We start from the raw sequence: 12,622 nt of genomic DNA, 5'->3' as shown, positions 1-12,622 counted from the left end.
ATACAGCCGCGTCGTGAGCGACCGCTCGCGACAACTGTTGTCGCGGCCCACCGGTGGCGCCGCTCTGGTGACGGCGGCCGAGACCGGCGACCGGCGACTACGGACCGACCGGCTCGTCGACGCGGTCGGGATGTTCGGGATCGACGGGTTCGGCATCGACCGGCCCGGCGAACTGGCTGTTGTAGAGGCGGCAGTACGCGCCCTGGGCTGCGAGCAGTTCGTCGTGCGTGCCCTGCTCGACGATGTGTCCGTCCTCCATCACGACGATGACGTCGGCGTCGCGGACCGTCGACAACCGGTGTGCGATCACGAAACTCGTCCGGTCGGTCCGCAGGTTGGCCATCGCCTGCTGGATGAGCAACTCGGTGCGGGTGTCGACGGAGCTGGTCGCCTCGTCGAGGATGAGGATCGTCGGCTTGGCGAGGAACGCACGCGCGATCGTGATCAGCTGTCGCTCACCGGCACTCACCCCGCCGCCCTCTTCGTCGAGGACGGTGTCGTAGCCGTCGGGCAGCGTCCGCACGAAGTGGTCGACGTGGCTGAGTTCGGCGGCCTGCATGACCTCCTCGCGCGACGCGGTCGGGTCGCCGTAGGCGATGTTGTCGTAGATGGTCCCGCCGAACAGCCACGAATCCTGCAGCACCATGCCGGTCCGTTCGCGCAGATCGTCCCGGGTCATCTGCCGAGAATCGACGCCGTCGACGAGGATCGCGCCGGAATCGACGTCGTAGAACCGCATGATCAGGTTGACCAGCGTCGTCTTGCCGGCGCCGGTGGGGCCGACGATGGCGACCATGTGGCCGGGCTGCGCCACCAGCGACAGGCGTTCGATGAGCGGCTTGTCGGGCAGATAGCGGAAGGACACGTCGTCGAAGACGATGCGACCGTGGTCGTCGGCCGGGGACACCGGATCGGCCGGATCGCTCGACTCCTCGTCGGCGTCGAGGACGTCGAAGATGCGTTCCGCAGACGCGACACCGCTCTGCATCAGGTTGAACATCGACCCGATCTGGGTCAGCGGCTGGGTGAACTGTCGTGAGTACTGGATGAACGCCTGCACCTCACCGAGACTCAGCGATCCCGATGCGACGCGCAGACCACCGACGACGGCGACCGCCACGTAGTTGAGGTTCCCGAGGAACATCACGGTCGGCATGATGATCCCGGAGATGAACTGGGCCCGCCAGCTCGACTGGTAGAGCTTCTCGTTGCGTTCGTCGAAAGTGGCCTCGACCTCGGCCTGCCGGCCGAACGCCTTCACCAGTTCGTGGCCGGTGAACGCCTCCTCGATCTGGGCGTTGAGGGCGCCGGTCGACGACCACTGCGCGATGAAGTGCGGCTTGGACCGTTTCGCGATCAGCGTCGTCGCGATGATGGCCAGGGGGACGGTCGCGATGGCGATCAGCGCCAGCAGCGGCGACACCCAGATCATCGCGATCAGCAGCGCGATGACCATCAGCACCGAGTTGAGCAGCTGGGAGATCGTCTGCTGCAGGCTCTGCGTGAGGTTGTCGAGGTCGTTGGTGACGCGACTGAGCAGATCACCGCGTGCCGAGGCGTCGTAGTAGCGCAGTGGCAGACGGTGGATCTTGTGCTCGACCTCGGCGCGCAGTCCCTGGATGGTGCCGACGACGACGTTGTTGAGCAGGTAGGCAGCCACCCAGGACAGTGCCGATGCGATCGCGTAGAGCAGGACGGCGAACAGCAGGACCTGCGCCACATCGCCGAAGTCGACACCGGTGCCGGGCGTCACGTCCATCGAGTTGACCATGTCGGCGAAGGTGTTCTGCCCGTCCGCCCGCAGCTGTGCGACGGCCTCGGACTTGGACTGACCATCCGGCAGCATGCCGCCGATGACGCCGTCGAAGACGAGGTTGGTCGCGTGACCGAGGATGAGGGGTCCGACGGCGGTGAGGGCCACGCCCACCAGGGTCGACCCGAGGATCGTGAGCATCGACCAGCGGTGCCCGAGGAGAAGTCGCACGAGCCGCTTCACCGACGGCCCGAACGACCGCGGCTTCTCGACCGGCCCGTCCGGCCGCATCGGCGGCCCGCCCCCGCGCGTCATGATGCCTCCGCGATCGCCAGCTGGGACTCGACGATCTCCGCATACGTCGTGCACGTCGACAGCAGGTCGTCGTGCCGACCGAGCCCGACGATCCGTCCGCGGTCGAGGACGACGATCTGGTCGGCGTCGACGATGGTGGAGATCCGCTGTGCCACCACGATGACCGCGGCGTCGCGGGTGGCCGGCCGCAGCGCCGCACGCAGCCGGGCGTCGGTCGCGAGGTCGAGGGCGGAGAACGAGTCGTCGAAGACGTAGATCGACGGGCGCCGGACGATGGCCCGGGCGATGGCGAGTCGCTGCCGCTGACCGCCCGACACCGTGGTGCCGCCCTGCGCGATCGGCGTCTCGAGACCCTGCGGCATGCGTGTGACGAAATCCTCGGCCTGGGCGATCCGCAGCGCCTCCCAGATCTCCTCGTCGGTGGCGTCGGGTTTGCCGTGCCGGATGTTCGATGCGACGGTGCCGAAGAACAGGTACGGCCGCTGCGGCACCAGTCCGATGACGCCGCGCAGGGTGTCCGGATCGAGGTGTCGCACGTCGGTGCCGCCGACGAACACGGCACCGTCGGTGGCGTCGATGAGTCGCGGCACCAGGCTGGTGACCGTCGTCTTGCCCGACCCGGTGGACCCGACGATGGCCGTCGTCGTACCCGGCTCCACGCGGAAGGTGATGTCGCGCAACACCGGGTCGTCGGCGCCGGGGTAGCGGAACTCGGCGGCGCGGAACTCGATGCGGGATGGGTCGTCGGCGAAATCGGCCGGTGTCGTCGGCGGGCGGACCGACGTCTCGGTGTCGAGCACCTCGCAGATCCGTTCGGCGCAGACGGCGGCACGCGGCGCCATCATCGCCAGGAACGATGCCATCATCACCGACATCATGATCTGCATGACGTAGCTGATCATCGCGGTCAGCGCGCCGATCTCGACGGTGCCGTCGGCGACGGCGTGCCCGCCGAACCAGATGATCGCGACGATCGTCAGGTTGGTGATGAGCATGACGAGCGGCAGCGCGAGCGCCATGATCTTGCCGACCCGGTAGGTGGCGTCGGACAGCGAGTCGTTGGCGCCCGAGAATCGGGTGATCTCGTGACGTTCGCGCACGAAAGCGCGGACGACGCGGATGCCGGTGATCTGTTCGCGCAGGATGCGGTTGACCATGTCGATGCGTTCCTGCATGGCGCGGAAGGCGGGCACCATCCGGCTGATCAGGATGGCGACGGTGATCGCGAGCACCGGCACCGCGACGGCGAGCAACCAGGACAGGCTCGGTGCTACGTGGATGCCCATCGCGACGCCACCGATGCACATGATCGGCGCCATCACCAGGATGGTCGTGCTCATCACGATCATCAGCTGGACCTGCTGCACGTCGTTGGTGGTGCGGGTGATGAGCGACGGCGCACCGAAGGTGCCGATCTCGCGGGCGGAGAAACTGTTGACGCGATGGACCAGGTCGTGGCGGATGTCGCGGCCGGCGCCGAGGACGGCGCGGCCACCGAAGTACTGGGCGACGACGGTGACGACGACCTGGACGACCGTCACCACCAACATCCACCCGCCGGTGCTGAGGATGTAGCCGGTGTCACCGCGTGCGACACCGTTGTCGATGATGTCGGCGTTGAGTGTGGGCAGGTACAACATCGCGCCGGTGGCGACGAGCTGCAGCGCCACGACAGCCGTCATGTACGAGCTGTAGCGCGCCAGGTACATGCGGATGAGACGGGTCAGCATGGCGAGATCACTTGTACGACGCTAGCAACACACCGGTGGGGGTCGCGATGTGATATCGACGCCGTCCTCACCGCCCGGTGGGTATCGACAGCACGCCGCCCGATGGTCACACCTCGCTGAAGGTGAACGGGACGACGGCCTCCGGGGTGTAGGTGAGGTAGGTGAAGGTCTCCTGGAAATAGAGCGTCACCGAGTCGGCGTCGTGGTGGTCGTACCCGATCGAGACGTCCTGGCCGATGCTCATCTCGAAGTCACCGCCGCGGGTGCTGAGCAGGAAGGCCCCGGAGATCGCGGGTGCCCACACGATGTCGCCGCCGGCGACGAGCAGTCGCTGCAGATGATCGCGGATCGGCACGCCGTGGTTGGAGGTCTCGTTGACCAACGTGTAGACGTCGGCCGACAGCGCCAGCGAGTACGGCCCCTCGACCGACGCGAGTCGCAGCGCGGTGGTGGCCCGCGTCAATGCCTCGGGATAGTCGCGGACGTCGGCGGGCAGTTCGATGGGGGTCGCCGATGCCTCGGACCGCAGGCCCGTGATGCCGCCGGCGGCATAGCCCTCGAAGATCGCGCGGTCCTCGGCACGGGCGAGTTCGGCTGCCGCGTCGCGGACGGGATCCCAGTCGGAGTCCTGCGAACCGCGTTCGACGTCGTCGATGGCCTCGCGGGTGAGCGTGAACGGCACCTTCAGCTCGATCAGCGGCTGGGCCTTGCGGGTGAACGCGATGATGCCGTCGGCGGGCGCATCGATCTTGGCGCGGTGACCGAGGGTGACGGCGGCGGCGTCGTTGCCCAGCGGACCTTTGACGTCGACCAGGCGGCGCGCCGCGCTGTTGCGTTTGAACGAGCGGGTCGCCTCCTCGTCGATCTCGGCCCAGGCGGCCTCGGATATCGGTGCGAGTTCGCGATGCAGATTGCTCATGGTGGCCTCCTGGTGGTGGGTCGGGTCGTCGGGGGTGTCGTTGTCGGTGAGAGAGCGGGTGGTTAGTGCAGGGAGCCGATGCCGAGAGAGCCGTCGGTGGGGCGGGAGTCTGAGTGTGCGTCGTGGTCTCGATACGCGTCGGGCTCGCTTCGCTCGCTCGCCGCTACTCGACCAGCGGAGAGGGGCTCGCTCGCCGCTACTCGACCAGCGGAGAGGGGCTCGCTCGCCGCTACTCGACCAGCGGGGGAATCGCTCGTCGCGGAGGAGGCGTCGCTGTCGCTCGCGGCGGACGGCGGGTCGGGCAGGTCTTCGAGGAAGTCGACGGTCGGGGTGAAGAACTGGGAGCCGGTGACGGCGGTGGTGAAGTCGAGGAGGCGGTCGTAATTGCCGGGCGGATCCCCGATGAACATCTTCCGCAGCATCTCCTCGGTGACATCGGGACCCGCCGAGTAGGCGATGTAGAAGGTGCCGAGCTCGCCGGTGCCGGAGACGTCCCCATAGGGCATGTTGTCGCGGACGACGTCGATCTCCTCGCCGTCGGCGTCCTCGACGACGTTGAGCGCGATGTGCGAGTTCGACGGCTTGACGTCGTCGGACATCTCGACGTTGTCGGTCTTGGTGCGCCCGATCGCGGCCTCCTGCTCCTCGACGGTGAGCGAGCCCCACGCGCCGAGGTCGGTGACGTAACGCTGGATCGCCACGTAACTGCCGCCGGCGAATGCGGGGTCGTCGTCGCCGACGGTGATCGCGTCGATCGCGGCCTGACCGACCGGGTTCTCGGTGCCGTCGACGAAGCCGATGAGGTCACGCAGGTCGAAGTAGCGGAATCCGTGCACCTCGTCGACGACGGTGACCGCATCGCCCAGGGCGTCCATCGCGAGCCGACCGACCTCGAAGCAGAGGTCCATCTGATCGGCCTTGATGTGCAGCAGCAGGTCACCGGGGGTCGCGGGCGCCGTGTGCACCTCACCCTCGTAGGGGACGAACGGCCGCAGCCCACGGGGGCGGGCGCCGGCGAAGAGGCGGTCCCAGGCATCCGAGCCGACCGACACGATGGCGGCGAGTGCGGCCTCGGGTGCGCGCGACGACACGGCACGGGTCAGCGTCGGCAGATCCGACAGCAGGTCGCGGACCGCGGATTCCCCACCGTCGTCGATGGTCAGGACGAGGAACAGGGCCTGTTTCGTCTTGCGTGTGAGGATCGTCTGCGGGACCGGCACGGCGTTCACTGTACGCGACGGGCGCATCGACGCCCGACGGTCGTCGTCGGTCGAATGGGCAGGTGAGGCATACCTTTTCGGCCAGGTGAGGGCATCGGGAACGGGTCAGCCGCGGGCGATGGCACGGCCCGCCGCGCGCCCGGAGAAGATGCAGCCGCCGAGGAACGTGCCCTCGAGCGCGTTGTACCCGTGCACGCCGCCGCCGCCGAACCCGGCCACCTCGCCGGCCGCGAACAGCCCGTCGAAGGCGGTGCCGTCGGGCCGCAGTACCTGCGACTCGAGATTGGTCTCCAAGCCGCCCAACGTCTTTCGCGTCAAGATGTTCAGCCGGACGGCGATGAGTGGTCCGTGTTCGGGGTCGAGCAGACGATGCGGCTTGGCCACCCGCACGATCTTGTCGCCGCGGTACTGGCGGGCATTGGTGATCGCCATCAGCTGGGCGTCCTTGGAGAACTTGTTGTCGATCTCGGCGTCGCGGGCCGAGATCACCCGCTCGATGTGCTGCAGGTCGAGTTTCGGTCCCCGCGAGATCTCGTTCATTCCGGCCACCAGCTCGGAGAGGTTGTCGCGCACCACGAAGTCCACCCCGTGCTTGGTGAAGGCGTCGACGGGTCCGGGTGCGCCCTTGGCCAGCCTGCTCTTGGCCGCGAACTTGAGGTCCTTGCTGGTGATGTCGGGATTCTGTTCGGAACCGGAGAGGGCGAACTCCTTCTCGATGATGCTCTGCGTGAGGATGAACCACGAGTAGTCGTGCCCGGTCGACAGGATCGCCTTCATCGTCGAGTTGGTGTCGAATCCCGGGAAGTTGGGCGGCGCCAGCCGGTTTCCGTCGGCGTCGAGCCAGAGGGACGACGGCCCGGGGATGATGCGGATCGCGTGATCGGGCCAGATCGGGTCCCAGTTGTGGATGCCCTCGGTGTAATGCCACATGCGGTCGCGGTTGACGAGGCTGGCCCCGGACTCCTCGGCGATCCCCAGCATCCGGCCGTCGACGTACGCGGGCACACCGGAGATCATCGTCTTCGGGGCCGGACCCAGTCGTTCGGTCGGCCAGTTCCGGCGGATCATGTCGTGGTTGTGGCCGATGCCGCCCGACGTGATGATGACCGCGCCGGCGCGGATCTCGAAGTCGCCGACGACATCGCGCGACGACGCGACGCCACGATCGAGGTCCGTCGGCGCGAGCACCGCACCGCGCACGCCCACCGCGGCGCCGTCCTCGACGACGAGGTCGTCGACGCGATGGCGGAAGCGGAACTCCACGAGCCCGTTCTTCTCGGCCTCGAGCACCGGCTCGGCGAACACCCGCACCACCTCGGGCCCGGTGCCCCAGGTGAGGTGGAACCGCGGAACCGAGTTGCCGTGACCGTCGGCGAATCCGCCGCCGCGCTCGGCCCAGCCGACGATGGGGGTGATGCGCAGACCGAGGTCGTGCAGATACTGGCGCTTGATGGTGGAGGCGAAGTCGACATAGGCGCGTGCCCACTGCCGCGGCCAGAAGTCCTCGTCGTCGCGGTCGAAGCCGGCCGATCCCATCCAGTCCTGCAGGGCGAGTTCGGCGGAGTCGTGGATGCCGAGCCGGCGCTGCTCCGGGGTGTCGACGAGGAACAGACCGCCGAGTGACCAGAAGGCCTGCCCACCGAGATTGGCCCGGTTCTCCTGATCGACCACGATGACCTTGCGGCCCGCGCGGGTGAGCTCGTAGGTCGCGACCAACCCCGCCAACCCCGCACCGACGACCACCGCATCGGCCTGCTGCTCGCTCACGCGCCCCTCCTCATTCGCCTGTGTTGACGTCGACCTTAGCGCCCGCGAGGTCCGCTCAGAGCGCGATGTCGGCGTACCGATGCACCCACGGCGCCGCCTGTTCGAGCTGGGCGGCGAGGGCGAGGAGATCACCGTCGCTGCCGAGGCGTCCGACGAACTGCACCCCGAGTGGCAGACCGGTCGCCGTCCAGTGCAGCGGCACGCTGATGGCGGGCCGGCCGGTGAGGTTCGCGAGCTGGGTGTAGGGGACCCAGCCGAGGCTCTGTTCGATCAGATCGTCGAGGATTCCGGTGCGTGCGAGCAGGTTTCCGCCATGCACCTTCGCGATGACCCGCGATGCGCCCTGCAGCAGCGGCGGGGTGGAGGTGGCGCCGACGGGCAGCGGTGGTGTGGCGAGCGTCGGGGTGAGGAGCAGGTCGAACCGCTGATGGAACCGCTCGAGGGACAGGACGTAGTCGTTGACCTTGCCGAGCGCGGTCAGCGCCGCGACGACCCCGGCCGACCGTCCGAGCTCGGCGATGGCGAGGGTGTCCGCCTCGAAGTCGCGGTCGGAGGCGCCGGTCAGGGCCCGGGCCTCGTCGACCTCGGTCGCCAGCACCGCGAACCAGATGGTCAGGAAGTCGCGGGCGAGGGCCGCGTCGTCGTAGGGCTGCGGGACCTCCTCGACGTGGTGGCCGAGATCGGTGAGCACCCTGGCCGCGTGCTCCACGGCGGCGACCGCCTCCGGGTCGGGATTCGGGTTGATCGAGGACTCCGATGAATACCCGATCCGAAGCCCTGTCGGCGGCGTGGCGATGCGGGCGGTGAACGGGGTGTCGGGGGTGGCGATCGGGTACACCGATCCGGCGGTGGGGCCGACGATGGCGTCGTAGAGGGCGGCGGCGTCGCGGACGGTCCGCGAGACGACACCCTGCACGGCCATCCCGAACATCGACTCACCGGTCGCGGGACCGTAGGGCGCCAGACCGCGCGTCGGCTTCAGTCCGACGAGCCCGTTGCACGCCGCCGGGATGCGGATCGATCCGCCGCCGTCGTTGGCGCCCGCGGCGGGCACGATCCCGGCGGCCACCGCGGCACCCGAACCGCCCGACGACCCGCCGGGCGTGTGGTCGGTGTTCCACGGATTGCGCGCCGGACCCCAGAGATCGGGTTCGGTGACGCCTTTCGCGCCGAACTCGGGGGTGTTGGTCTTGCCGAAGATCACCAGTCCGGCGTCGAGGAACCGGCGCACGACGTTGGAGTGTTCGCCCGCCACATACCGCGACAGGGAGCGCGAGCCCGACGACGTCGGGTAGCCGCGGTACTCCTGGGCGAGATCCTTGATGAGGAACGGGACGCCGGCGAACGGCCCGGTGAGGTCGTCGGCGGCGATGCGGCCGTCGGCGGCGTCGTCCATACGCCGGACGATCGCGTTCAGTCGGGGATTCACCTGATCGGCGCGTTGTCGGGCCAGGGTGAGGAGTTCGGCGGGGGTCACCTCGCCGGCGGCGACGAGGCGGGCGAGGTCGGTCGCGTCGTGGCTCAGGTACTCGCTCGGCTTCACCCGGCCACACTACGACGCGGCAGACGACGGAGGAAGACTTGCGACCTGCGATCCCCGACCTTCGATCCCCGTCGTCGGACGGTTTGTCACCGTTGGTCCAGCAAACCGATAACGGCCAGGTTGAGCTGGACGATCGTCCCAGGAACGGACTGGCCGGGACCATTCGCGCACCGGGGTGTTTATGCAGGTGGGGCCACATAGGGAGGGGTGGATGTCGCATTCGCGCCGGTCAGGGGCCTCGTCCTCTGGCTTTGCCGGAGTGTTATAGAGCCGTTACACTGCGTGACGACGGGTATCTCGGGGGCCTGCGAGCCATAGAATCCCGTGAGAATGACCCCAGTGAGAATGACCTGGCCCATCTCGAGGTCAATACCGATAAGGACAAAGTGAATGCTGACTCGCGCCCGTAAGCGCCTGGTCGCCGGACTCGTGGCCCTCATGGCCGTCTCGGGTGCGACCCTGGTTGCTGCGCCCACCGCCCAGGCAGCCGGAACCACCGAGTACGTCTACTCGGCGGCGATGCATCGCAGCATCCCGGTGCGCATCGTCGACGGCGGCGGGGGCGGGCCGAAGCCCACCTTGTATGTCCTGGACGGTCTGCGTGCGCCGAACAACAACAGCGGCTGGCTGATCAACACCGACGTCGACGACTTCATGGTCGGCAAGGGCACCAACGTCGCGATGCCGTTCGGCGGCGCCGGCAGCTTCTACACCGACTGGGAGCGCGCCGACCCGAAGCTGGGCGTCAACAAGTGGGAGACCTTCCTGACCCGCGAGCTTCCCGCGTACATGAAGGCCCGCCACAACAGCGACAACCGTCGCAACGGCATCGCCGGTCTGTCGATGTCGGGCACCTCGGCCCTGAACCTCGCGTCGCGCCATCCCGGCTTCTACGACGCCGTCGCCTCCTACAGCGGCTACCCGACCGTCACCGCCCCCGGCTTCACCCAGGGCATCCAGGTCGCGGTCGCGCAGACCGGTGGCAACGCCACCAACATGTGGGGCTTCTTCCCGGCCGGTGAGTGGTTCGCCAACGACCCGTTCCTGAGCGCCAACAACCTGGCGGGCAAGCATGTCTACCTGTCCTCGGGCACCGGCCTGGGCAGCAAGTACGACAGCTCGGTCAACCCGACCAGCGGCAACTTCGACCCGGTCAAGTTCTCGCAGATGGTTCCGCTGGAGACCGCCGCATCGGTCAGCACCCAGCTCTACATCCCGCGCGTCGCGGTCGTCCCCGGCGTCAAGCTCACCACCAAGGTGACCCCGGACGGCGTCCACTGGTGGGACTACTGGCAGAACGACTTCAAGCAGTCGTGGGCCACCACGTTCCGGCCGGCGTTCTTCTGATCGGCTGAATCTGATCGGCTGAACGAGTAACTCTCACGGCGGCGGCCGGTGACCTTCGGGTCACCGGCCGCCGTTGTCGTGTCGGTAGCTGCACGGCCGCACGGCCACACCGATGTGGTGCCGATCGGCCTCGCAGAGGGGCGGGTGCGGCGGTTCCGCATGAGGGGTCGCCGCATGAAGGTCACCACAGCGCGTCGACGAGTGGATAATCCACTTTCCGGAGCGCTCAGGTGATCGTCATGCGGGCGACGGCGGGCGGTTTGATACCCGAGCCCGAGCGCCGAGCGGGCGACGGCGGGCGGTCTGATACCCGGGCTGAGCGGCCGAGCGGGCTCGTCGTCGGTTGCGGGTCGGGAGTGCCCGTTGAGGCCTGGCATGAGCATCACCGCTGACGGGCGGATGACTGGATTATCCAATCATCGACCCACCAGCGGTGATGGTGGTGCGGCCGACGGCGGTCGGCTCTGCGAATACGAACGCGCGGCTACTCCGCCGGCGGGCGACGGAACGTCTGCGTCTCTCCATCGTCGGGCGGCGGTGTGAACGATCGTGTCGCGCTGTCGTCGGCGGGCGGCGGTGTGAACGACCGTGTGGCGCTGTCGTCGGCGGGTGCCTGGGCAGGATCCCGGACGACGGGGATCTGCTCGGTCGGCCGGTCCCAGGGATCGACCGACGCCGACGACCCGGCCGCAGCGGCGCCACCGGCGGCGCCTGCCGCACCGGCACCCGCGGCGGTCGCCGTGGTGGGCGGTGTCGGATCTCCGGCCCGGTCACCGAGCCACGACGTCGAGTCGTCGTCGGGCGGCGGTGTGTCGTCGGCACCCTGACGGCGCGTGCGCCAGAACAGGAATGCCCAGACCGCGAGCAGCAGGACGCCGACGATACCGAGGATCAGCGGCAGCCAGAACCCGCCGAGCTTCAGGAGGCCGACATAGTGGTCGGCCTTCGCGGTCTGGTTGCTGACGGTCTGATCCGACCACTTGAACCGCGCCTTGAGCACGTCCATCCGGAAGTCGCGGACCGGTGCGGGCGTGTCCGAACTCTGGTCCGGCGAACGGAAGTACTGATGCTGGTCCTCGAGGCCGTCGACGATGGTGCCGGTCTCCGGCTCGACGAAGACGTGCCGCGTGGCCGTCGCGTAGCGGTGCATAGTGATCTTGTCGTTGGGCTGCACCCCACGGCCGGAGATGCCCCACCAGCTGGCGGGCATCGTCAGCATGGTGCCGAGGGCGGCCTCGCCCTGGGCATTCGGCAGGCCCGACACGTCGGTCTCGGGGACCTCACCGACGAACTCGTAGGTCTTCACCCCGTTGATGGTCTTCTCGGCGACGAAGTTCACCGGGATGTCCTGGCGGGTGTTCGTGTCGTAGTAGAGGTACGACCGCTTCTTCACATCGAAACCGAACTTGTACTGGAAGCCTTTGCGGTCGGGGAGATCCACCGACACGTCCTTGGCGTCCACACCCTCCGGCGCGGCCTCGAGCTGCAGCGAGCTCACCGTCCCGTTGGGCACCGAGGTCTTGCGGTTCACCGACACCCGGTCGATGTTCGCGGTGAGCAGCCCGTCGTCGCACTTGCGTTCCGCGTCTGCCGCAGCCATCGACGGGTCGGTCTCGTTCCCCTGCGCATCGCGGTAGCGGTCGATCTGCACCGTCTGCGCCGACTGCACGGTCGCCTGCCGGCGGTCCGACGGCTCGATGATCACCGAACGACGCTGCTGCGTCAGATTCGCGTCGACGACCCGCGCCTTGCGCTGACTCACCGAACAGCGGTCGAAGATCTCGGCCGGGAAACGTTCCCCGGTCGAGCCGTCCTCGGGCACCGTGTTCGCCACCGACGTGATGTCGAGGTCCAGTGGCACCACCCGGAGCTGTGGCACGAGGAACAGCGGTATGGCTATGGCGGCAGCAATGCACGCGGCGCCGAGGAACGCCGGCAGCGCCAGCCAAAGTCGTCTCATTCTCCACTCCTGTTATCCGGGCTCAACGCCCCAACCCTAACTGCGCCCCACCGAGAGCCGAAGGACAC

General features: G+C 68.2%; 8 protein-coding genes. 1 reads left to right on the top strand and 7 read right to left on the bottom strand.

Translation table 11 applies throughout. The features are described 5' to 3' along the window. Positions 1–97: 97 nt before the first annotated feature. The 6 genes from EEB19_RS23845 to EEB19_RS23820 form a co-directional block, all read right to left on the bottom strand. Positions 98–2,068 (bottom strand): ABC transporter ATP-binding protein, encoded by a 1,971-nt coding sequence (locus EEB19_RS23845; RefSeq protein ID WP_187589809.1) that lies wholly within the window; start codon positions 2,066–2,068, stop codon positions 98–100. Continuing rightward, a complete protein-coding gene (locus EEB19_RS23840) occupies positions 2,065–3,798 on the bottom strand; it encodes an ABC transporter ATP-binding protein (protein WP_187589808.1) in 1,734 nt (577 codons plus the stop codon). Before EEB19_RS23840 ends, EEB19_RS23845 begins: the two co-directional genes overlap by 4 nt. Before the next feature lie 106 nt (positions 3,799–3,904). Beyond that, on the bottom strand, positions 3,905–4,717 hold the full coding sequence (locus EEB19_RS23835; protein WP_187589807.1) for a family 1 encapsulin nanocompartment shell protein: 813 nt from the start codon (positions 4,715–4,717) through the stop codon (positions 3,905–3,907). Between the two features lie 62 nt (positions 4,718–4,779). Then, positions 4,780–5,937 carry a Dyp-type peroxidase gene (locus tag EEB19_RS23830; RefSeq protein WP_262365884.1) on the bottom strand — a complete coding sequence of 386 codons (1,158 nt, stop codon included), beginning with the start codon at positions 5,935–5,937 and terminating at the stop codon, positions 4,780–4,782. A gap of 105 nt (positions 5,938–6,042) precedes the next feature. After that, positions 6,043–7,704 carry an FAD-binding dehydrogenase gene (locus tag EEB19_RS23825; protein WP_187589806.1) on the bottom strand — a complete coding sequence of 554 codons (1,662 nt, stop codon included), beginning with the start codon at positions 7,702–7,704 and terminating at the stop codon, positions 6,043–6,045. A gap of 55 nt (positions 7,705–7,759) precedes the next feature. Further along, positions 7,760–9,247, bottom strand: coding sequence for an amidase (locus EEB19_RS23820; RefSeq protein ID WP_187589805.1), 1,488 nt, complete (start codon positions 9,245–9,247; stop codon positions 7,760–7,762). 390 nt (positions 9,248–9,637) lie between these two features. Here EEB19_RS23820 and EEB19_RS23815 point away from each other — a divergent pair, with 390 nt between their 5' ends. Then, positions 9,638–10,594 (top strand): alpha/beta hydrolase family protein, encoded by a 957-nt coding sequence (locus EEB19_RS23815; RefSeq protein ID WP_187589804.1) that lies wholly within the window; start codon positions 9,638–9,640, stop codon positions 10,592–10,594. Between the two features lie 484 nt (positions 10,595–11,078). Here EEB19_RS23815 and EEB19_RS23810 read toward each other — a convergent pair whose 3' ends face one another. Beyond that, positions 11,079–12,554: a DUF3068 domain-containing protein gene (locus tag EEB19_RS23810; RefSeq protein ID WP_187589803.1), complete on the bottom strand. Its 1,476-nt coding sequence runs from the start codon at positions 12,552–12,554 to the stop codon at positions 11,079–11,081. Between the last annotated feature and the right edge of the window lie 68 nt (positions 12,555–12,622).

The sequence above is a fragment of the Gordonia sp. OPL2 genome (assembly GCF_003797825.1).
Taxonomy (GTDB): Bacteria; Actinomycetota; Actinomycetes; order Mycobacteriales; family Mycobacteriaceae; genus Gordonia.
This window is presented reverse-complemented; position numbering and strand designations above follow the sequence as displayed.

What these genes read in the sequence shown, in the direction of transcription:
- EEB19_RS23840 (WP_187589808.1), bottom strand. Translation starts at nt 3,798, where the DNA reads ATGCTGACCCGTCTCATCCGCATGTACCTGGCGCGCTACAGCTCGTAC.
- EEB19_RS23810 (WP_187589803.1), bottom strand. Translation starts at nt 12,554, where the DNA reads ATGAGACGACTTTGGCTGGCGCTGCCGGCGTTCCTCGGCGCCGCGTGC.
- EEB19_RS23835 (WP_187589807.1), bottom strand. Translation starts at nt 4,717, where the DNA reads ATGAGCAATCTGCATCGCGAACTCGCACCGATATCCGAGGCCGCCTGG.
- EEB19_RS23815 (WP_187589804.1), top strand. Translation starts at nt 9,638, where the DNA reads ATGCTGACTCGCGCCCGTAAGCGCCTGGTCGCCGGACTCGTGGCCCTC.
- EEB19_RS23845 (WP_187589809.1), bottom strand. Translation starts at nt 2,068, where the DNA reads ATGACGCGCGGGGGCGGGCCGCCGATGCGGCCGGACGGGCCGGTCGAG.